The following is a 23324-nucleotide window of genomic DNA, read 5'->3' on the forward strand; positions in this document are numbered from 1 at the left end:
AGCTCTTTAATGATTTTAAGTATTTAGTTTTTATTTAAAGCTTCAATATAGGCTTTAAGATTTTCATCTTTTTCTATGGCTTTCTTTGTCTTCTTTTTAGTATTAGTAATTAACTGGTTAACTTCTTCATCCTTATCTCTTTCATTATAATAGTTTTGAAGGATTTTGCTCATATCAGAATTATATATTTTTAGATTATTGTCTTTATCAGTAATGAGATAGAACTTGTCCAACTGAGGATAGGGAGTCTCAATATTAATATATTTCATCTCATGATAAGCATATACAATGTATGCACCTTCCTCATAGCTTTTTATAATATAGCAGGTAATATTAATAATATCATCTAAAAATCGGGTTTCGTTTCGTAAATCTAGTAAGGTCTGTGCATTTTCGGGGTCAGTGTGCATGTTTTTTAATTGACTATGATCACAATCGGACTTGGCAAAATAATAATTTTGAAAGAAAGACTCAATGTCCGCATTTCCTCCCTTTTCCATTTCATAAACCGGCAGCGGTGTCGGTGTCGGAGAGATTGTCGGTGTTGCTGTGGGATCCGGCGACGGGGTAGTATCTATATTCATATCGGTAGCCTCTTCTTTATCGCCTTTACTGACTAACTTCATTACACCGTCTGCTAAGGAAGCCGGATATGATTCTCCTAAAATGAATGTTAAACAGCCAACTCCTATAAAGCATAATAATATTAAAAATACTGAACGTTTTCCATTTCGCCACATAATAACTCCTTAAAATATAATATTATTATTTAAACTTACAAAGCAATTTTAACTAATATTGACGTAAAATACAAGTTTATAATTACATTTTTGTGGTATTATTGTAAATTATGATTATTTATATCGATTTTTATATCTATTTAAGTTATAAAAACTTTTAAATTATAATGTAATATCTCTTGTGATATCTTTTGGGATATAATAGAATTATATAAAGTTAAATTATAGAGATAGGAGAGATACTATGGCAATAATAATTGATGGTAAAAAAATATCCACTGAAATTAAAGATGAGTTAAAGGAGAAGGTGGCAAGTTTAAATAAAGATATTACTCTATGTGTAATACAGGTTGGATCAGATCCTGCCTCAACTATTTATGTTAATAATAAGAAAAAAGCTTGTGAATATATAGGTATTAAATCATTATCCTATGAACTGCCCAATGAAACCACCGAAGAAGAACTTATAGGTTTAGTGGAAGAATTAAACAATCAGCCTAATGTTAACGGCATCTTGGTTCAGCTTCCATTACCTAAGCATATCAATGAAGATAAAATTATACAGACAATAGCTCCCCATAAGGATGTTGACGGCTTTCATCCTGAAAATGTGGGAAGATTAAGTATAGGACAAAAAGGTTTTGTATCCTGTACTCCTGCAGGTATTGTCCAACTATTAAAGCGCTATAATATACCTATTGAAGGAAAAGAATGCGTAGTAGTAGGCAGAAGTAATATTGTAGGAAAACCTATAGCTATGCTAATGTTGAGGGAAAATGCAACTGTTACAGTATGTCATTCCAGAACAAAAGACTTAAAAGAAATAACCAAAAGGGCTGATATTTTGATTGTGGCCATTGGAAAACCTAAATTTATAACAAAAGAGTATGTAAAGGAAGGGGCCGTAGTAATAGATGTAGGCATTCATAGAAATGAGGATAATAAATTATGCGGAGATGTGGATTTTGATGATGTTATAGAAAAGGTAAGCGCTATCACACCTGTTCCTGGCGGTGTAGGCCCTATGACTATAGCAATGTTAATGCATAATTGTGTTGAATCAGGAATTGCTTAAGTTGTAACTTGTATTAGATTCATGAAACTGATAAAATGTATAGAGATATATAATTAAATTACTAAATAATATTAAAATTAGATGGAGAAATTATGGACGTATTTTTTATTTCATTAGGTTGTGACAAAAATTTAGTAGACAGCGAAAACATGCTGGGAATTTTAAATGATCATGGGTATAGGATTACCGATGATGAAACCAATGCAGATATTATTATTATTAATACCTGTTGCTTTATTAATGATGCCAAAGAAGAAAGCATCCAAAATATTCTTGAAATGGCTGAATATAAAAAAACAGGCAAGTTAAAAGCATTAATTGTGACAGGATGTATGGCCGAAAGATATAAGGATGAAATTTTAAAAGAGATTCCTGAAGTAGATGCACTTCTTGGAACTACAGCCTTTACTGATATTATACCGGTGCTTGAAGAAGTTTTAGAAGGAAAGAAAGCTACATACTTTTCCGATCTAAAACAGTTACCTAGACCTAAGTCAAAAAGAATGTTATCTGCAGGATCCCATTATTCATACCTAAAAATTGCTGAAGGATGTAACAAACATTGTACTTATTGTGTTATTCCTAAGGTAAGAGGTAATTATAGAAGCAGACCCATGGAAGAACTCCTAGAGGAAGCATCATATTTAGCCTCCTTAGGAATTAAGGAATTAATACTGGTAGCTCAGGAAACAACTCTTTATGGTGTAGATATATATGGGGAGAAAACTCTACCCACCTTACTAAAGAAGCTTTGTGATATTGAAGGCATTGAATGGATAAGATTACTTTATTGTTATCCTGAAGAAATCACTGATGAACTAATAGAAGTAATTAGCAATGAAGCAAAAATCTGCAAGTATCTTGATATTCCCATTCAGCATTGCTCAGACAGAATATTAAAACTAATGGGAAGAAAGACTTCAAAAGCAGATTTGGTGGGAATCGTTAAAAAACTAAGAGATGAAATACCTGATATAGTACTTAGAACCACTTTAATTACAGGATTTCCCACGGAAACAGATGAGGATCATGAAGAATTAATGGACTTTGTTAAAGAACTTAAATTTGACCGTCTGGGAGTATTTACTTACTCTAAGGAGGAGGATACTCCGGCTGCTTTACTAAAACCTCAGATAAAGGCCAGTGTAAAGAAAAAGAGGCAAAAGCAGTTAATGGAACTTCAGCAATCCATTGTGTTTGACGCCTGTTCAAATAATATAGGTCGTATCCTTGATGTAATTATTGAAGGAAGAATAGTAGACAAGGAACATGTATATGTAGGAAGAACATATATGGATGCCCCCCAGGTGGATGGTTATATTTTCATAAACTCCGAGGAAGAACTTATGTCCGGTGATATAGTACAAGTTAAGGTTACCGGTGCAAACAATTATGATTTGGTTGGAGAGCTTGTGAAAGGAAGTGCAAAAAATGAATTTGCCCAATAAAATAACAACCGTCCGAGTACTAATGATACCCTTATATCTGATCTTTATGTTAAATCCCAATATAAGCTATGGCAGATATATAGCCGGAGCTATATTTACTTTAGCTGCAATTACCGATGCCTTAGACGGTTATATAGCCAGAAAAAATAACCTGATAACTAATTTCGGAAGGTTTATGGATCCATTGGCTGATAAGCTTCTTGTCTGTTCTGCCCTTATATGTTTTGTGGAATTTAACCTGATACCTAGCTGGATTGCAATTATTATAATTGCAAGAGAATTTATTATAAGCGGTTTTAGACTAATTGCCTCTGATCAGGGGGTGGTATTGGCTGCCGGATGGTGGGGAAAAATAAAAACCAATGTTCAGATAATTATGAGTGTAATGCTTACAATTGATTTGGATTATACCTTTATAAATATTCTAGAAATAGTAGCCGTATATTTAGCCTTGGCATTAACTTTAATATCTATGATGGATTATTTGATAAAAAATCGTAAGCTGATACTAAATGACAATAATATATAAGAAGTTTATTTTAATGAAAGAAGGCCAATTTTATGACTGTAGAATTAATCAGTATCGGTACAGAGCTTCTTTTAGGCAATATTATTAATACTAATGCCACTTATCTGTCAATACAATGTGCAAAACTAGGTTTTACCTTATATCACCAGATAACTGTCGGTGATAATGAAGTAAGATTAAGCGATGTAATAAAAACGGCCCAAGATAGATCAGATATAATAATACTAACCGGGGGACTTGGACCTACAAGCGATGATATTACCAAGGAAACCTTGGCCAAGGTAGTTGGTAGAGAACTTGTTATGGACGAACATTCCAAGGAAAGAATTTTATCCTACTACAAGCAGTTATATGCCTATGATACCAATAAAGTACTTCCTAAGGGCTTAGAATTAATAACAGAGAACAATTGGAAGCAGGCTTTAAAGATAAGAGATTCTATTGTAATAGATAATGATAACGGAACAGCTCCCGGATATATAGTGGAAGATAAGAATAAAATATTTATTCTCTTACCCGGACCTCCCGGCGAAATGATTCCCATGTTTGAAAATCATATCTTACCATATTTAAAAAAACTTCAAGATAAAGTATTTCTTTCGAAAATGGTAAAAATTTGTGGCATTGGTGAAAGTAAGGCGGAAACCATGATTATGGATTTAATTAAAAGCCAGACTAATCCTACCATTGCACCTTATGCAAAAAGCGGGGAAGTACATTTTAGAATCACTGCCGGAGCAGACAAAGAAGAAGAGGCAGAAGCTTTAATTAAGCCCATTATTAAAGAGCTTAAAGCACGTTTTGGTAATAATATTTATACAACCAGGGAAGATATTACTTTAGAAAAAGCTGTTATAGACCTTCTTATCAACTATAAACTTACACTGGCTACTGCCGAATCATGTACCGGAGGTTTATTATCCGGAAGAATAGTAAATGTTGCCGGTGCTTCCCAAGTATTTACGGAAGGCTTTATTACCTATTCTAACCAAGCGAAAATAAAATATCTTAATGTAAATCCGGATACATTAAATACTTACGGGGCGGTAAGTGAAGAGACAGCTAAGGAAATGGCTTTAGGTCTTATAAAAACCACCGGCTGTGATGTGGCAGTTGCGGTAACCGGCATAGCAGGTCCCGATGGGGGTACTAAGGAAAAACCCGTAGGGCTGGTTTATATTTCCTGTTCCATAAAAGGCAAAACCTTTGTAAAGAGATGTAATTTTAAAGGCAACAGAGCCAAGATTAGGGAACAAAGCGTAGTGGCTGCATTAGATTTAGTTCGTAGAAGTATATTAGAAATATATGTCTAATATAATATATTTTTTAAACTTATAACATAGAAATGACACAGTTATAGGATATTATTGTATCAATTGATAGTTTATTATTGTTGTTTCAAGTAAGGAGGTACTTATGAAATATTACAATAAAAACTTAGTATTGATACTGGTATTATCATGTATATTTTTATTTACAGGATGTAATAGTGTCAGACTAAAAACATTTAAAGAAGAAAATGTTCCCGAAAAAAATGTAGAAAGTAATGAAGAAAATCAAGAAAATCAAGATAATCAAGATAATGAAGAAGATTTAGAAGATGCAGAGTCTTTAGTTTCTAATCCGGAGGATACATCTAATTCTTCAGATGAGACAAATGATAATGGTTCAACAGCTAATATCGTTCAGCCGGTTGAAAATGTTGAATTATTAATTTATACGGTAAATAGTTCTTCGGAACTTGAGGCTGTTACAGCTTTAGTACCTGCCAATCAAGAACTAACACCCAAGTTAGTAGTGGATACAGTGGTTGATTCCATGGCTGACCAATCCTTATTAATTGGGGTTGAGAATGTAACAACACAGGATGATACCGTAATAGTCAGCTTTTATGCTGATCAGGCCCCTTTAACTAATGTGGGAGCAGGCTTTGAAGAAGCGATACTTAATGCTATAGCCCAAAGTATTACAGATAATTTAGACGATTATCATAAGGTTATATACCGAGTAGAGGGCGGTCCGTATATGAGCGGCCACATTGAATTGGAAATAGATGAAGTTTATTTTGAGGATAGTAAGTAGGCATATTGTATAATAGGCTTAATAATAAATAATAATAAACTTACCTTAGGTAATTGCGATACTAAAAAACGTATTCGACAATTACCTAAATTTATGTTATTCTATATAATTAAAAATAGGTGGTAACAAATATGGCAAATGTATATGTAATAGGAGGCGGCGCCTCAGGTATGATAGCAGCCATTGCAGCTGCAAGAAAGGGTCATAAGGTAACTTTATTTGAAAAGAATGAAAAGCTGGGTAAAAAACTCTATATTACCGGAAAGGGAAGATGTAATCTAACCAATGCCTGTGATAGGGATACTTTTTTTGAGAATGTTATTTCTAATTCCAAATTTTTGTATCGGGCTTTTCATCAGTTAAGTACCTATGATCTTATCAGTTTTTTTGAAGAATTGGGGTTAAGAACTAAAATTGAAAGAGGAAATAGAGTTTTTCCTCAATCGGACAAGTCCTCAGATGTAATTGCTGCTTTAAGAAATGAGTTAGAGCGTTTAGGAGTTGACCTAAGATATAATAGTGAAGTTAGTCAAGTACTTTTTAAAGAAAAAAGCTTTTATGGCCTTAAGCTGAAAAATTCTGATAAAGAATATTATGGTGATGCGGTTATTGTTGCTACAGGAGGGCTTTCATATCCTTTGACCGGTTCAACTGGAGACGGTTATGATTTTGCACAAATGGCAGGACATTCTATTACCGATTTATATCCCTCCTTGGTTCCCCTATATGTGGCCGAACCCTTTATCAAAGACCTTATGGGGCTTTCCCTTAAAAATATAGCAATTACAGTTAAGGCCGGACAAAAGGATATTTATAAAGATTTTGGAGAGATGTTATTTACACATTTTGGAGTCAGCGGTCCGGTCATCTTAAGTGCCAGTCGTTTTATAATCCCTTATTTAACTTCAGATGAAATCACTTTATCCATAGATCTTAAACCGGCCCTTAGCAAAGAACAGCTTGATGATAGGATACTAAGGGATTTTGAAAAGTCTAAGAATAAACAATTTAAGAATTCATTATTCCACCTATTGCCAAATAAACTAATAGATGTTATTATTCGTCTAAGTCATATATGTCCGGATAAACAGGTTAATTCTATTACAAAAGAAGAACGCCTAAGCTTAGTGAGACTTCTTAAGAATTTCACCCTTAAGATTATCAAACTTGGATCTTATAGCCAGGCAGTAATAACAAAGGGCGGAGTTAATGTTAAGGAAATCAATCCATCCACCATGGAATCAAAACTTATTAAGAATTTGTATTTTGTCGGTGAAGTCCTTGACCTTGATGCCTTGACCGGGGGATTTAATCTTCAGATAGCATGGTCTACCGGTTATTTGGCCGGTATCAGTATTTAATAAAATTATTAATTAAAAATACTTAATAAAAATCTATATATTTTGGAGGAAATATGAAGTATTTCAGTATAGCAATTGATGGACCTGCCGGAGCAGGAAAAAGTACCATAGCAAAAATAATTGCTAAGAAGTTAAGCTTTATCTATGTTGACACAGGAGCAATGTATAGAGCCATGGCCTTATATTTTATCAGAAATAATATTATGGCAGATGACAAGGATAAGATTGAAGAAGCCTGTAATTTAGTGGATATATCTATAGAATATATGGATGGTGAACAACAGATTATATTAAACGGGGAAAATGTCACCGGCCTAATTCGGACTGAAGAAGTAGGCAATATGGCCAGCGCATGCTCAGTATATTCAAAAGTACGATTAAAGCTTGTTGAGCTTCAGCGTAGCCTAGCCGAAAAGTCAAATGTAGTAATGGATGGCAGAGATATCGGAACTTATGTACTACCCAATGCCAATTTAAAGATATATCTTACTGCCAGCAGCAAGGAAAGAGCAAAAAGAAGATATCTTGAGCTTATTAATAAGGGAATATCTGCCGATATAGATAATATTGAAAAAGATATTATTGACCGGGATAACCGGGATATGAACAGAGAATTTGCTCCTTTAAAACAGGCAGAAGATGCCATAGTAATAGATTCCTCAAATATGACAATTGACGAAGTGGCTGATTCTATTATAAAATATTATGAAAAATCAGTTAAATAATTTTGAAAATTAAGGAGTTAGAAATTTGAAGATAAAAGTTGCCGATAGTGCTGGGTTTTGCTTTGGTGTACAGCGGGCAGTTGATCTTGTATATAAGGAAATCAGCAATGGACTTCCGATTTATACCTACGGTCCGATTATTCATAATGATGAAGTAGTAGAAGACCTTAGGAAAAAAGGAGTAAAAGTAATAGAAACTCTTGAAGAATTAAAAGACTTACCCAAGGGAACAATAATTATACGTTCTCACGGCATTTCAAGAAAAGTCTATGATGAGATTTCCTCCTACGGCCATAATATAAAGGATGCAACATGTCCTTTTGTAAAAAAGATACACAATATTGTAAATAAACAAGATGAACGTCATATTATTATAGTCGGAAATCCGGGACATCCTGAAGTACAGGGTATAATGGGATGGTGCAATAATAATTATACTGTAGTTGAAGATATAGAAGGGGCAATGAATTTTAATTTGCCTTTAGATGTAAAAATATGCATTGTAGCCCAGACGACATATAATTACAATAGATTTCAAGATTTAGTTGAAATTATATCAAAAAAAGGTTATGATATATTTGTTTTAAATACCATCTGTAATGCGACGCAGTCTCGGCAACAGGAAGCTTATGAACTTGCAAAAAAATCCGAAGCTATGATTGTTATAGGTGGTAAACAAAGCTCAAATACAAGAAAGCTTTATGAGATTTGTAAAAAAGAATGTGAAAATACTTACTATATACAGAAACTTGATGACTTGGATTTAAATTCGTTTAAATCTTTTCGGAATGTAGGTATTACAGCAGGGGCATCAACCCCACATAATATTATCAAGGAGGTTCTTACCGTTATGTCAGAAAAGAGTTTTGAACAATTATTAGAGGAAGAAAACGTAGTAGAAATTAACAACGGTGACGTTGTGGAAGGAATAGTCTTAGGTGTTAAAGAAGATGAGATTATCTTAAATATAGGCTACAAGTCAGAAGGCATAATAACTAGAAATGAGTACACCAATACACCTAATTTAGATTTAACCACTGTTGTTAAACCGGGCGATAAGATGGAAGCAAAGGTTCTAAAAGTAAATGATGGTGAAGGACAAGTTGCTTTAACTTACAAACGCCTAGCAGCTGAAAAAGGTAATAAGAGATTAGAAGAGGCTTACAATAACAAAGAAGTTCTTACCGCTAAAGTTGCCGCAGTTTTAAAAGGCGGCTTAAGTGTTATTATAGACGAAGCCAGAGTATTTATACCAGCCAGCTTAATTTCTGATACCTATGAAAAAGATTTATCCAAATATGCAGGCCAGGAGATTGAGTTTGTAATAACAGAATTCAATCCAAGAAAGAGAAGAGTTATAGGTGACCGCAAGCAGTTAATTGTAGCTAAGAAAGAAGAGATGAAGAAAGAACTGTTCGAAAAAATCCAGGTTGGAATGACTATAGAAGGTACTGTGAAAAACATTACCGATTTTGGTGCCTTTATTGATCTGGGCGGAGCAGACGGTCTTCTTCATATTTCAGAAATGTCTTGGGGCCGTGTAGACAATCCTAAAAAGCTTTTCAAAGTGGGAGACACTGTTAAGGCCTTTGTTAAGGATATTCAAGGTGAGAAAATTGCATTAAGCTTAAAATTCGAGGATCAGAATCCTTGGCTTACAGCGGAAGAAAAATATGCAACCGGCAATGTTGTAAGCGGTGTAGTTGCTCGTATGACTGATTTTGGCGCCTTTGTTGAACTAGAACCCGGTATTGATGCACTATTACATGTATCCCAGATTTCAAAGGAGCATGTTGAAAAACCTTCTGATGTTCTTTCAATCGGAGAAGAAATAACTGCTAAGGTTGTAGAATTTAATAAGGAAGATAAAAAAATTAGTCTAAGTGTAAAGGCTTTAGAAGTAGCAGAGAATGCTAATCAAGAGCAAGACAAGGAGCAAGAATCTGAATCCAATGATGCTTCAACCACAGAAGCTTAATTAACATATTATAATGCAAATGATAAGGAGATACCGATGTGTTGGGTAGCTACGAAGCATTTAAAGAATTTATTTATCAATTAACAAAAATAGATTTAAATTCTTATAAAGAAAGACAAATGAAACGGCGGATAGATGCCTTAATAGTAAAACACGGAATAAGTTCTTATAAGGATTATGTAAACATCTTAAAAACCGATAAGACTTATTACAATGAATTTATCAATTATATAACCATTAACGTATCTGAATTTTATAGAAATCCGGATCAATGGTTGGTTTTAGAAAAAGATGTACTTCCATATCTTTTTAACAATTTCGGAAAACAGTTAAAAATATGGAGTGCAGCTTGCTCTACAGGAGATGAACCATATTCTCTTGTGATGCTTTTGGCCAAGTTTTTACCTTTAAATAAGATCAAAATATTGGCCACAGACATTGACCGGCTGGTACTTGAAAAAGCAAAAATTGGGGTATACGATTATAAAGATATGAAAAGACTTCCGCCTGAGTTTGTTAAGCGTTATTTTACACAGATTGATAGTAAGACTTATAAAATATCTGATGAAATTAAATCCTGTGTAGAATTTATGCAACATGATTTATTAAAAGATCCCTATCCGGCCGAATGTAACCTTATTGTATGCCGCAATGTTTTGATTTACTTTACCGATGAAGCAAAGAATCGTATTTATAATAATTTTCATAATGCCTTAAAAGACAATGGTATATTATTTGTAGGCAGTACGGAGCAGATGCTTAATGCTAATAAACTTGGTTTCCAAAGTCTTAAATCTTTCTTTTATACAAAAGTGTAACAAAAAGTTCCCGAATCATCGGGAACTTTTTTAGAATTATAGCTTATTTTAATAATAATTAATGGTTGATTTTTAATATGATATCGAGTATATTGATTTATAGATTAGCCAAGAAAGTATTTATTAAGGCATTTTCTTGGCTAATATCAGTAAAAGCATTGTTAATGCAGATAGGAGTTTTAGTATGCAAAAAACGATTACCATTGCCGTTGACGCTATGGGAGGCGATAACGCTCCCAAGGAAATAATAAAAGGTGCTGTACTGGCAGTACAAGAAAAAAGGAATATCAAAGTAATTTTAGTAGGAAAAGAAGCGGTCATTCGAAATGAACTTGGCGGATATGAATATGATAAAGAGCGTATAGTTATTATTAATGCCGAGGAAAATATAACGAATAATGAGTCTCCCGTCATGGCAATCCGCCGTAAAAAGAATTCCTCAATCGTTGTTGCATTAAATCTCGTAAAAAATGGGGAAGCCGATGCTTTTGTTTCTGCCGGCAGTACAGGAGCAGTCTTAGCAGGGGGACAACTGATTATAGGTAGAATTAAAGGTGTGGAAAGGCCACCCCTTGCCCCTATTATACCTACCATAGCCGGTGCCTCATTACTGATAGACTGTGGTGCCAATGTAGATGCAAGACCCAGTCATTTAGTGCAGTTTGCAAAAATGGGTTCCATATATATGGAAAATGTTGTTGGAGTAAAAAATCCTAGAGTAGCAATAGTAAATATCGGAGCAGAAGAAGAAAAGGGAAATAACTTGGTTAAAGAAACATTTCCTTTACTAAAAAATTCTACCGATATTAATTTTATTGGTAGCATTGAGGCAAGAGATATTCCATATGGTGCTGCTGATGTTATTGTCTGCGAGGCCTTCGTAGGAAATGTAATACTTAAGCTTTATGAAGGACTGGGATCTGCTCTTATAGATAAGATAAAAGAAGGGCTTATGAGTACTACCAAGAGTAAGATAGGTGCTCTTTTAAGCAAATCAGCCTTAAAAAATACTTTAAAAGCATTTGATTATTCCCAGTATGGAGGTGCTCCATTATTAGGTTTAAAAGGCTTAGTTGTTAAAACCCATGGCAACTCTAAAAGCAATGAGATTAGAAACTCTATTCTGCAATGTGTGGCTTTTAGCGAGAATAAAATTAATGAAAAAATCGAAGATAATTTAAAAGATTATGAAAATAATATAAAGAAGGGTGAATGATTATGGAATTTGAAAAACTACAAAAAATAATTAGTGAAGTATTGAATGTCGATACTGATGAAATAACTATGGATACCACCTTTGTGGATGATCTTGGAGCTGATTCCCTAGACTTATTCCAAATTATAATGGGCATTGAAGAGGAATTTGATATTGAAATAGCAAATGAAGATGCTGAAAACATTGTAACTGTTGGGGATGCCGTAGAACAAATTAAGAACGCAATAAACTAAATTTTGATGATTATGAGTACTAGGTAAAAGCCCTATGAATAAGGTTCGCCTTATTTAATGGGCTTTTATATTAAGCATATAGAATAAATCAATAACTAGGTGATTTTATTTTATGTTATAATATATTAATTTATTAAGGAGGAAATAACATGAGTAAAGCTAGAAAACCTAAAACCTCCATTGCTTTATTGGAAAAAAAGATTGATTATCATTTTAATGATTCTGCCTTGCTTCTTCAAGCCTTAACCCACAGTTCTTATGCCAATGAAATGAGGATGAACAAAGAAAACAATAATGAACGGCTTGAGTTTCTTGGAGATGCTGTACTGGAGCTTGTCACCAGTGAGTATGTATTTAAAAGTCATAATCATTTACCGGAGGGAGATCTTACAAAGCTTAGAGCCAGTATAGTTTGTGAACAATCCTTATCATCCTGTGCAAAAGATTTGAATATAGGTGATTTCTTACTTCTTGGTAAAGGAGAAGAACTTTCAGGGGGACGCCATAGGGAGTCTATTTTATCGGATGCCCTAGAAGCTATAATCGGTGCTATTTACCTTGACGGTGGTTTTACTAATGCAAAAGAGTTTGTTCATAAATTTATCCTTAACAATGTAGAACATAAGGAACTCTTTTTCGATAGCAAGACTATCTTACAGGAAATCATTCAAAATGATAATAATAAGCAAAAAATCCGTTATAAGCTTATATCAGAAGAAGGCCCTGATCATAACAAATCCTTTACTATTGCTTTATATGTAGGCAATGAGCAATATGGTTGTGGTATAGGTAAAACTAAAAAAGCAGCAGAACAAGAAGCTGCCATGCAGGCAATTAAAAAGCTTCAAAAGAAGTAATTTTATTTAAAATACGGATGGGAGATACTTAAATGTATTTAAAAAGTATAGAAGTACATGGCTTTAAATCCTTTGCAAATAAAATGCTTTTAGATTTTAATAGTGGCATTACTGCAATTGTAGGACCTAACGGTAGCGGAAAAAGTAATATAGCCGATGCAGTCCGCTGGGTACTGGGAGAACAAAGTGCAAAACAGCTTAGGGGTTCAAAAATGGAAGACGTCATATTTTCCGGTACTGAAATGAGAAAACCCCTAGGCTATGCATATGTAGCTTTAACTATGGATAATTCAGATCATAAACTTCCCATAGATTATAAAGAAGTAACTGTTGCAAGAAGAGTATACCGTTCAGGAGAAAGTGAATATCTAATTAACGGTAGCAGTTGTCGCTTAAAAGACGTTCAGGAACTATTTATGGATACCGGTATAGGAAAAGAAGGTTATTCCATAATAGGACAAGGACAAATTGATAAAATTTTAAGCGGAAAACCGGAAGATAGAAGAGAGTTATTTGATGAGGCGGCAGGTATCGTAAAATTCAAAAGAAGAAAATATGAAGCAGAAAAAAATCTGGAGGAAGAAAGAGCAAATCTGTCCAGAGTTTCTGATATTATTACAGAAATTGAACGACAGTTAGTTCCTTTAGAAAAGCAATCTGAAACAGCAAAGATTTACTTAAATTATAGAGAAGAATTAAAAAATCTAGAAGTATCTTTGTTCTTAAAAGAATACGATAAAATCCATCAATCTAAGGAAGATGTTGAAAACAAGTTAAAGATTGCCACCGAGGATTTGGAAGAAGCAAAAAAAGAGTATGAGAATATTAAAAATGAATACCAAAGATTAGAATTACAGTTAGAAGAGTTAGATGGCAGCATTGTAGCAAATAAGGCCTCCTACAATGAATATCTTCTTAAGAAGGAGAAAGCAGAGGGTGAAATAAAAGTATTAAATGAACAGATTAATTCCCTTCTGCAAAATGATGAGTATTATCAGGAAAGAATTCATTCCAATGAACAGGAAATTATTATAAAAAAGACCGAGGAAGAGGAGTATTTTGAAAAAAAGAATACCCTTGATATTCAGATAGCCAATATTGACGATACTCTTAGTGCTGTCTTGCTTGAACTGGAAAATATCAGAGAAAACATAGCTAAATATACTAAGGAAATTGAGGAGTGCGGCAATGCAATCTTTGAATATTTAGATGCAAATTCAGGTATTAAAAGTAATATTCAAAGATATCAAACCATGCTAGAGCAAAACTCCTTTCGAAAAGCTTCACTTAATCAGAAAGTTTTAAAAATTAAAAGTGAAGAGGGTATTTATGAAGAGGAGATTAGTAAATGTAAGCTGCATTTAGAAAATGTTTCTGATGAAATTCTGCAGTATACCAAGGATATTACAGCCTTGGAAAAATCCATTAAGGATACAAGACTTTCCCTTGATAATTTGACACTTAAAACAAGTAAACTTCATGAAGCTTATCATGTTGAAAAATCAAAACTAGAATCTTTAATTAACTTAGCTGAACGATATGAGGGCTATGGTCATAGTATCAAAAGGGTAATGGAGCAAAAAAAATCATATCCCGGCATTATAGGTGTAGTTGCAGATATTATAAAAACAAAAAAAGAATATGAAACTGCAATCGAAACAGCCTTAGGCCAAAGTATACAAAATATCGTAACAGAAGATGAACAAACAGCCAAGGATATGATTGCATATCTAAAGAAGAACAGATTTGGAAGGGCAACTTTCCTTCCCCTTACAAACATAACTTATTCTAAAACCTTACATAACCATAGTGTATTAAAGGAAAAGGGTGTTATAGGTATTGCCAGCCAATTGGTTGAAGTTGATAGTAAATATCATACATTAATAGGCTATTTGCTTGGTAGAATAGTAGTTGTAGATAATATAGACAATGCTACCATTATAGCAAAAAAATATCAGTATTCCTTAAGAATAGTAACCTTAGAAGGAGAATCTCTTACTCCTGGAGGATCTATTTCAGGTGGAGCTTATAAAAATGTCAGCAATTTACTGGGAAGAAGGCGTGAAATTGAAGCTTTAGAATCCTTAGTAAAAAAGCTATATAATCAGGTCCAAGAGCTGACTTTAGAAAAAGAAAAGGAAAATGATAAATATAAGAACTTATTAGTTAGGCTAGATGAAGTAAAAGAACAACTTCAAGAAAAATATCTTCTGCAAAATACTGCAAAAATAAATCTTGACCAGGCTCTTACAAAAAAGGCTGAGACAGAAACCATATATCAGGATTATGTAAAAGAATTAGAAGAAATAAATAAGCAAGCTTTTGAACTTAAAAGCAACTTAGAGGAACTAAACAAATCTCTTTCTGATAATTTATTGAAGAATTCGGAAAATGAACATAAGATAGAAGAGTTAAACAAGCTTCTTTTAATAGAAAAAGAAAAGGAAGCCGCAACCGCTGAAAAAGCTTCTTCATATCGGATGGAATTATCTAAGCTTGAGCAAAATAGCCAGTTTATATTGGAAAATATAAAAAGAGTAAAAAAAGAAATTGAACGCTTATATAACGAGGAAGCCACTATAAAGGCCGATATGGAAAAAGCTTATCATTTAGTCCAGGAAAAAAAGGAAAGTATAAAAAAGACACAGGAGAGTATAAATGAAACTAACAATATTCTTTCCAAACTAAATGAAAACATTAATGAGCAGACTAAAGAAAGAGATAATATAGCAAAAAATCATAAGTCTATCTTTGAAAAAAGAGACGAATTATCCTCTAGAATTCACGCTTTAGACAAGGAATGCATAAGGCTTACCGGCCAAAAGGAAAAGCTTATAGAGCAGCTTGACCAGCAAATGAATTATATGTGGGAGGAATATGGCCTTACTTATACCACATCTTTAGAATATAACTGCAATAAGGATATTAGCTTAACTGCTGCCAAAAAATCCATTCAAGAAATCAAAGGAAAGATTAGGGAACTTGGAGATGTTAATGTTAATGCCATCGAGGATTTTAAAAATTTATCAGAACGCCATAAGTTCCTTACAAGCCAGAGGGAAGATTTAATCCAAGCAGAAGAAGATCTCCTTCAAATTATTAGTGAATTAGATAAGGAAATGAAATTGCAGTTTGAAATGCAGTTTGCAGACATTAAAGAGCAATTTGACATAGTATTTAAAGAGTTATTCGGGGGAGGAAAGGCTGATTTAGAACTGACAGATGATGAAAATGTCTTAGAGGCCGGTATAAGAATTAATGCCCAGCCCCCGGGAAAAAAACTTCAAAATATGATGCAGCTATCCGGTGGTGAGAAGGCTCTTACTGCCATAAGTCTTTTATTTGCCATACAAAATCTAAAGCCTTCACCTTTTTGTTTACTGGACGAAATTGAAGCGGCTTTAGATGATTCTAATGTAAAACGTTTTGCAAACTATTTACAGAGATTGTCAAAAGACACACAGTTTATTATAATTACACATAGAAGAAATACAATGGCCGCTGCTGATATATTGTATGGTATAACTATGCAGGAAAAAGGGGTATCTACCTTAGTATCAGTAAGCTTAATTGAAAATGAACTAGATAAATAATAAGATTTATTACGGAGGTTTTTATGGGAGAGAAGAAAACCGGATTTTTCGGTAAACTAGTTAAAGGTCTTACTAAAACACGAAATAATATTGTCCAAGGTATTGACGCTATTTTCAGTGGTTTTTCCAGCATAGATGAAGATTTCTATGAAGAATTAGAAGAAATCCTGATTATGGCTGATCTTGGTGTTAAAACAACTACTGCAATTATTGAAGACTTAAGAGCTAAGGTTAAAGAAAATAAAATAAAAGATCCTTCAGAATGCAGAGAGCTTTTAATAAACACAATAAAAGAGCAGATGACAGTTGCAGAAACTGACTATGAATTTGAAAACAGAAAATCAATTGTTCTGGTTATAGGAGTAAACGGTGTAGGCAAAACCACCACAGTTGGTAAACTGGCCGGTCAATATAAGGCCCAGGGGAAAAAGGTTATTGTGGCTGCTGCCGACACCTTTAGGGCTGCAGCTATAGAACAATTGACCGAATGGGCAAATCGTGCCAATGTTGAGATTATATCTCAAAAAGAAGGCTCCGATCCCGCTGCTGTAATTTATGACGCCGTCACAGCTTTTAAAGCCAGAAATGCAGACATACTTCTTTGTGACACTGCCGGAAGACTCCATAACAAAAAGAATCTTATGGAGGAACTAAAAAAGATAAATCGTATTATAGACAGGGAATGTCCGGATATTTACCGGGAAACTCTTGTGGTTCTTGATAGTACCACCGGTCAAAATGCCCTGGCCCAAGCCAAAGAATTTAATGAAGTTGCTGACTTATCCGGTATTGTACTGACAAAACTAGATGGAACGGCAAAGGGGGGTATAGCCATTGCCATCCAATCTGAACTAAATATACCGGTAAAATATATAGGTATAGGCGAACAAATCGATGATTTACAGAAATTTAATGCAACCGATTTTGTCAATGCCTTATTTGAAAAAAACCAATAGGGGAGACGATTATATGAACTTAGAGAAGTTTGAAGAAGCTACGGAAGCCGTAAAAAAGGTAATACTTAGAACAAAACTAATCTATAGTGACTACTTTAGCGAAATATCAGGAAATAAAGTTTATCTAAAGCCTGAAAACATGCAATTTACAGGAGCTTATAAGGTAAGGGGGGCCTATTACAAAATCAGTACTCTATCAAAAGAGGAAAGGGCTAAAGGTCTTATTACGGCATCTGCCGGAAACCATGCACAAGGTGTTGCCTATGCAGCAAAATTATATAATGCCAAAGCTATAATTGTTATGCCAAACACCACACCTTTAATAAAGGTAAATCGAACCAAAAGTTATGGTGCAGAGGTAATACTTCATGGGGACGTATATGATGATGCATGTAATTACGCTTATAAATTAGCCAAAGAAAAAGGTTATTCTTTTATTCATCCTTTTAATGATGAAGATATAGCCACCGGACAAGGTACAATTGCAATGGAGATCTTTAAAGATCTGCCTACTGTAGATATTATTCTGGCCCCTGTGGGAGGGGGCGGTTTACTGGCCGGAGTGGCCACCTTAGCCAAGCAATTAAATCCTAATATCAAAGTTATCGGAGTAGAACCGGCCAATGCAGCCTGTATGAAAGAATCCTTAAAGGCAGGTCATGTGGTTACAATTAATAATGTGGATACTATTGCCGATGGTACCGCAGTAAAAACCCCCGGCGATATTATTTTCCCTTATATACAAAAATATGTAGATGATATTATTACGGTTGACGACTGTGAACTTATCGTTAACTTCCTTGATATGATTGAAAATCATAAAATGGTTGTAGAAAATTCAGGTTTACTAACTGTAGCGGCCCTTAAACATTTAAAATGCAAAAACAAAAAAATAGCGGCTATTTTAAGCGGCGGAAATATGGATATAATCACCGTATCCTCAGTAGTCCAACATGGTTTAATTCAAAGGGGTAGGGTATTTACCGTATCAGTTCTGCTTCCTGACCGTCCCGGTGAGCTCTTGAATGTGGCTGCAATCATAGCAAAAGAACAAGGTAACGTTATTCGCCTAGACCATAATCAGTTTGTCAGCATTAATCGAAACAGTGCCGTAGAACTTACAATTACAATGGAAACCTTTGGCCATGAACATAAAGACCAGATAGTTGAAGCACTGACTAAAGCCGGATATGACCCAAAGGTATGTCATCCAAATAAGATTTATGATTAATTCATAATAAAATATTTTATTTTTAGATACTTTTACAGGGTGGAAGTTATTTACACATTAATATAGAATTGATATAATACATATATCTTTATATTCTATATTAATCTGTAAAGCTTCTACTTTTCGTGATTTCTTCCTGAGATCCCAAAAACAGTTGACATGGCTGATATTATGAGTTAATATAATATTAGAACATTCGTTCGGGTTGCGTATATAGCCCAAGAATGCAGGCTATAAAGAAAGGTGTGGATATTAATATGGCAAAAGATGATAGAATAAGGGCTTTAGAATCGGCACTAGCCCAAATCGAAAAACAGTACGGTAAGGGTTCCGTTATGAAGCTGGGGGAAACCAGAACTAATATGAATATTGAAACAGTACCTACCGGTTCCATCAGTCTTGATATAGCTTTAGGACTAGGTGGTGTTCCCAAGGGAAGAATTATAGAAATCTATGGACCTGAATCCTCCGGTAAGACCACTGTTGCATTACATATGGTAGCGGAAGTACAAAAGCTTGGAGGAATAGCCGGATTTATCGATGCTGAGCATGCCCTAGATCCTGTCTACGCTAAGAATATTGGTGTTGATATTGATAATTTATATATTTCCCAACCGGACAACGGAGAACAGGCCTTAGAAATTACTGAGACCATGGTTCGTTCCGGTGCAGTTGATATTATTATTGTTGACTCTGTAGCCGCCCTAGTTCCTAAGGCGGAAATCGATGGTGATATGGGCGATTCCCATATGGGGCTACAGGCAAGATTAATGTCTCAGGCCTTAAGAAAGCTTACTGCTGTAATTAGCAAGTCTAACTGTATAGTGATTTTTATTAACCAGCTCCGTGAAAAGCTTGGTGTTATGTTCGGTAATCCAGAGACAACAACCGGTGGACGAGCCCTGAAATTCTACGCATCGGTTCGTCTTGATGTACGGAGAATTGAATCTCTAAAACAAGGGGGAGAAGTTATCGGTAGCCGTACCCGTATTAAAGTTGTTAAAAACAAAATAGCTCCACCGTTTAAAGAAGCGGAGTTTGATATTATGTTCGGTAAAGGTATCTCCAAGGAAGGAGATGTTCTGGATTTGGCAGCTGAAGTTGGTATTGTTAACAAAAGCGGTGCCTGGTATTCCTATAAGGAAGCCAAAATAGGACAAGGCAGGGAGAATGCAAAGCAATTCCTTGCAGAAAACCCAGAGATTTTTGAAGAAATTTATGAACAAGTAAGAGAAAGTTTCGGCATAAAATCAGCTATAAAGTATGTTGAAGGAATAGAAACAGAAAAATAAAATTTTAAGCTGTCCATTTAAAAGAGGTAGAATGCCGTTCGGCCAATGGACAGCTTTTTGTTAAATAAAATATAATTTATTAGGAGCCTTATATGATAGTTACAGATATTTTAGAAGTAAATCTAGGCCACAGTAAAAAGAAAAAGGCATATAAAATATATTTAGATTATAACTTTGCCTTTTTATTATATAGCCAGGATATTAAATTATATGGACTTAAAAAGGGATTAGATCTTTCTGAAGAAACTTACCATAAAATAATAGAAGAGACCGTCTATCGCCGTGCAAAACAAAAGGCATTGGCTATATTGAAGTTTGCAGATAGGACTCAGTACGAGCTTTATATAAAACTTAAAGATGCATATTATACAGATGAAATTATTGATAGAACCATAGAGTATTTAAAAGGATACAATTATCTTAATGATGTAAGATATGCTTCTAATTATATTCGTTCAAAAATGTATCAGCAAAGTAAACTGGTACTTAAATCAAAATTATTACAAAAAGGTATAGATAGGGACACTATAGAAAAAATTATTTTTAATGAATATCAAACTAGTGCAGAAGATAAGGATCCGGAAATCTTAGCTATCAATAAGCATATAAAGAAAAAATATAAGGACCTTACATGTTTGACTAAGGAAGAAAAGCAAAAATTGATTACATCCTTATATCGAAAAGGATTTAATCTGGATAAAATCCACAAATGTTTGGATATATAAAATAATTATAAAAAATCTATTACTACTTGCCTTTTCTTTATATTTATTATACAATTAAAATTGGCAGAAAATTGGTTTTCTACTAGATTTAGAAAAATGGAGGGCTGAAAATGTCTAATACTGCACAACTATCTGCAAGGGAGAGAATTACTTCACTGCTTGATGATAATAGTTTTGTTGAAGTCGGTGCATATGTTACAAAAAGAAGTACTGACTTTAACCTTGAGCAGAAGGAAATTCCTAATGACGGCGTTATAACCGGCTATGGCCTTATTGACGGTAATCCTGTTTATGTATTTAGTCAGGATGCAAGTTCCCTAGGAGGCTCTGTCGGTGAAATGCATGCAAAAAAAATAACAAGATTATACGATTTGGCACTTAAGGTGGGCGCACCTGTTATCGGATTAATTGATTCAACAGGTATGAGATTGCAAGAAGCTACCGATGCTCTAAATGGCTTTGGGGAAATATACTTGAAGCAAGTTATGGCTTCCGGTGTTATTCCTCAGATTACTGCTATCTTTGGTAATTGTGGCGGTGGTCTGGCCCTTATGGCTTCCTTAAGTGATTTTTCATTTATTGAGGGAAATAATGCAAGACTTTTCTTGCAAACTCCTAACTCTTTGCAAGGAAACCATAAGCAAAAGTTAGATACCTCCGGTGCTGATTTTAATGCAAAATCAGGCACTGTTGATTATGTTGGTTCTAGCGAACTTGATGTATTAAATAAGATTCGTGAACTTATTACACTGCTTCCTTCTAACAACGAAGAAGCTGGCAATGTAATAGAATGCAGTGATGATTTAAACCGTATTCTTCCGAACTTTTCTGCAGAATTGGAAGATACAAAATATGCAATAATCGATATTTCTGATAATAATTATTTCTATGAAGTCAAATCTGAATATGCTAAAGAAATTGTAACCGGCTTTATCCGCCTAAATGGTATAACCATAGGTGCAATAGCTAACAGAACCAAGGTTCTAGATGATAATGGGCAGGTTATAGATCAGTTTGACCCTACCCTTACTACAGAAGGCTGCAAAAAAGCGGCTGGTTTTGTACGTTTTTGCGATGCATTTGATATTCCTATTCTTACACTTACCAATGTAACCGGCTACAAGGCTGATATTAATGAAGAAAAGACCATGGCTAAAGCAGCAGCAGAGCTTACCTATGCTTTTGCCGATGCCACGGTACCAAAAGTAAACCTAATTATAGGTAAAGCCTATGGTAGTGCATATATTTCCATGAATTCAAAACATATTGGAGCGGATTATGTCTTTGCTCTACCAAATGCTGAATTGGGAATGATGGATGCTAAGTTAGCTGCCCAGATTATCTATGATGGAGAATCAGCTGAGACAATAAATCAAAAATCTGAAGAATATGCTTCACTGCAAAACGGAGCTCTTTCGGCAGCAAAACGAGGTTATGTGGATAATATTATAGAAGCCGAAACTGTCAGAAAGCATTTAGTATATGCATTTGAAATGTTATATTTAAAGAGTGAAGCAAGGCCAGTTAGAAAACACGGCTCCTTCTAGGCTGTGTTAAGCAATGATTTTTTAATCATTTAAGAAAGGTTTGATTAATATTATGACCATAATAAATTACGGTATATCAAATTCTATGATCCTTCTATCAAAAGCGCATTTATCTGAAAGGATAAAGTTAGGAGCACTTAATACCGTTTTAGGAATGGGTATTGTATTTGTTGTTTTAACCTTAATTATATTTATTATTAGCTTGTTCAAATACTTACCTAATCCCACATCGGGAGAAAAGAGTGTAAAGAAAGATCAGGATGATCGAACTGCTTCTGTAGATAATAAGGTTACACAAATTGAAAGACTAGAAGAAGCAGATTTAATGAATGATCATGAGCTGGTAGCGGTAATTACTGCAGCAATACATGCCTACCAGTCAGATAACTCATCCGATCTTTCAGCCGGTGGTTTTACCGTCCGCTCCATTCGAAAAATAAATAATAGAAGGATATAATAATCGTACAAAGCGGTTATTAATCAGAACACAAGGAGGATTTATATCATGAAATATTATACAATCACTGTTAATGGCAACACTTATGAAGTATCTGTTGAAGAAAATACAGGAGTATCCTCTGGGGCACCGGCACCGGTAGCAGCACCGGCTCCCACTCCCGTACCAAAAGCTCCGGTACAAAAAGCAGCTCCGGCTCCAGCTCCCGCGCCAAAGGCAGCCTCTGGTGCTGAAGGCAATATAAAAGTTAGTTCACCCATGCCCGGTAAGATATTATCCTTAAAAGCTAATGTAGGGCAGGCTGTTAAGAAGGGCGATGTAATTCTTATTCTTGAAGCCATGAAGATGGAAAATGAAATAGTTGCTCCTGAAGACGGTACTGTAGCCAGCATTAATGTAAGTGCCGGCCAATCAGTAGAAGCAGGAGATTTATTAGCTACATTAAACTAAAAAATATGGAT

General features: G+C 34.5%; 21 protein-coding genes. 20 read left to right on the forward strand and 1 reads right to left on the reverse strand.

The genetic code is table 11. The features are described from left to right. Positions 1-23 precede the first annotated feature (23 nt). Entirely contained in the window at positions 24-740 is a 717-nt protein-coding gene (locus tag SD1D_RS05430) for a hypothetical protein (protein ID WP_058257990.1), read from the reverse strand. Positions 741-984: 244 nt separating this feature from the next. Here SD1D_RS05430 and folD point away from each other — a divergent pair, with 244 nt between their 5' ends. From folD to SD1D_RS05530, 20 genes are all read left to right on the forward strand, one after another. Then, positions 985-1815, forward strand: a complete 831-nt coding sequence (gene folD, locus SD1D_RS05435) for a bifunctional methylenetetrahydrofolate dehydrogenase/methenyltetrahydrofolate cyclohydrolase FolD (protein ID WP_058257991.1) — start codon at positions 985-987, stop codon at positions 1813-1815. 92 nt (positions 1816-1907) lie between these two features. After that, positions 1908-3263: a 30S ribosomal protein S12 methylthiotransferase RimO gene (rimO, locus tag SD1D_RS05440; RefSeq protein WP_058257992.1), complete on the forward strand. Its 1356-nt coding sequence runs from the start codon at positions 1908-1910 to the stop codon at positions 3261-3263. Then, positions 3247-3792, forward strand: a complete 546-nt coding sequence (gene pgsA / locus SD1D_RS05445; RefSeq protein WP_058257993.1) for a CDP-diacylglycerol--glycerol-3-phosphate 3-phosphatidyltransferase — start codon at positions 3247-3249, stop codon at positions 3790-3792. Before rimO ends, pgsA begins: the two co-directional genes overlap by 17 nt. Positions 3793-3824: 32 nt before the next feature. Next, positions 3825-5105 carry a competence/damage-inducible protein A gene (locus tag SD1D_RS05450; RefSeq protein WP_058257994.1) on the forward strand — a complete coding sequence of 427 codons (1281 nt, stop codon included), beginning with the start codon at positions 3825-3827 and terminating at the stop codon, positions 5103-5105. Positions 5106-5208: 103 nt separating this feature from the next. After that, positions 5209-5874, forward strand: a complete 666-nt coding sequence (locus tag SD1D_RS05455; protein WP_058257995.1) for a hypothetical protein — start codon at positions 5209-5211, stop codon at positions 5872-5874. Between the two features lie 131 nt (positions 5875-6005). Beyond that, complete coding sequence (locus SD1D_RS05460; RefSeq protein WP_058257996.1) at positions 6006-7235, forward strand: BaiN/RdsA family NAD(P)/FAD-dependent oxidoreductase; 1230 nt, start codon at positions 6006-6008, stop codon at positions 7233-7235. A gap of 53 nt (positions 7236-7288) precedes the next feature. After that, positions 7289-7960 carry a (d)CMP kinase gene (cmk, locus tag SD1D_RS05465; protein WP_058257997.1) on the forward strand — a complete coding sequence of 224 codons (672 nt, stop codon included), beginning with the start codon at positions 7289-7291 and terminating at the stop codon, positions 7958-7960. A 25-nt stretch (positions 7961-7985) separates the two neighbouring features. Continuing rightward, positions 7986-9938 carry a bifunctional 4-hydroxy-3-methylbut-2-enyl diphosphate reductase/30S ribosomal protein S1 gene (locus SD1D_RS05470; protein ID WP_058257998.1) on the forward strand — a complete coding sequence of 651 codons (1953 nt, stop codon included), beginning with the start codon at positions 7986-7988 and terminating at the stop codon, positions 9936-9938. 38 nt (positions 9939-9976) lie between these two features. After that, positions 9977-10756, forward strand: coding sequence for a CheR family methyltransferase (locus SD1D_RS05475; RefSeq protein WP_058257999.1), 780 nt, complete (start codon positions 9977-9979; stop codon positions 10754-10756). Positions 10757-10940: 184 nt separating this feature from the next. Then, positions 10941-11972: a phosphate acyltransferase PlsX gene (plsX, locus tag SD1D_RS05480; RefSeq protein WP_058258000.1), complete on the forward strand. Its 1032-nt coding sequence runs from the start codon at positions 10941-10943 to the stop codon at positions 11970-11972. Between the two features lie 2 nt (positions 11973-11974). Next, on the forward strand, positions 11975-12205 hold the full coding sequence (acpP, locus tag SD1D_RS05485; protein ID WP_058259208.1) for an acyl carrier protein: 231 nt from the start codon (positions 11975-11977) through the stop codon (positions 12203-12205). Between the two features lie 149 nt (positions 12206-12354). Beyond that, complete coding sequence (gene rnc / locus SD1D_RS05490; protein WP_058258001.1) at positions 12355-13062, forward strand: ribonuclease III; 708 nt, start codon at positions 12355-12357, stop codon at positions 13060-13062. 32 nt (positions 13063-13094) lie between these two features. Next, positions 13095-16655: a chromosome segregation protein SMC gene (gene smc / locus SD1D_RS05495; protein ID WP_058258002.1), complete on the forward strand. Its 3561-nt coding sequence runs from the start codon at positions 13095-13097 to the stop codon at positions 16653-16655. Between the two features lie 23 nt (positions 16656-16678). Beyond that, the gene (gene ftsY / locus SD1D_RS05500; RefSeq protein WP_058258003.1) at positions 16679-17611 is read left to right on the forward strand and encodes a signal recognition particle-docking protein FtsY; all 933 of its coding nucleotides are present in this window, start codon (positions 16679-16681) and stop codon (positions 17609-17611) included. 13 nt (positions 17612-17624) lie between these two features. Continuing rightward, on the forward strand, positions 17625-18842 hold the full coding sequence (ilvA, locus tag SD1D_RS05505; RefSeq protein ID WP_087758789.1) for a threonine ammonia-lyase: 1218 nt from the start codon (positions 17625-17627) through the stop codon (positions 18840-18842). Between the two features lie 257 nt (positions 18843-19099). Further along, positions 19100-20134, forward strand: a complete 1035-nt coding sequence (recA, locus tag SD1D_RS05510) for a recombinase RecA (RefSeq protein ID WP_173803193.1) — start codon at positions 19100-19102, stop codon at positions 20132-20134. A 92-nt stretch (positions 20135-20226) separates the two neighbouring features. Next, the gene (locus tag SD1D_RS05515) at positions 20227-20859 is read left to right on the forward strand and encodes a regulatory protein RecX (protein WP_058258005.1); all 633 of its coding nucleotides are present in this window, start codon (positions 20227-20229) and stop codon (positions 20857-20859) included. Positions 20860-20969: 110 nt separating this feature from the next. Then, entirely contained in the window at positions 20970-22406 is a 1437-nt protein-coding gene (locus SD1D_RS05520) for an acyl-CoA carboxylase subunit beta (RefSeq protein WP_058258006.1), read from the forward strand. 52 nt (positions 22407-22458) lie between these two features. After that, positions 22459-22863 (forward strand): OadG family protein, encoded by a 405-nt coding sequence (locus SD1D_RS05525; protein WP_058258007.1) that lies wholly within the window; start codon positions 22459-22461, stop codon positions 22861-22863. A 48-nt stretch (positions 22864-22911) separates the two neighbouring features. After that, positions 22912-23313, forward strand: coding sequence for a biotin/lipoyl-containing protein (locus tag SD1D_RS05530; RefSeq protein WP_058258008.1), 402 nt, complete (start codon positions 22912-22914; stop codon positions 23311-23313). Positions 23314-23324: the final 11 nt, after the last annotated feature.

The organism is Herbinix luporum, assembly GCF_900070325.1.
GTDB lineage: Bacteria > Bacillota > Clostridia > Lachnospirales > Lachnospiraceae > Mobilitalea > Mobilitalea luporum.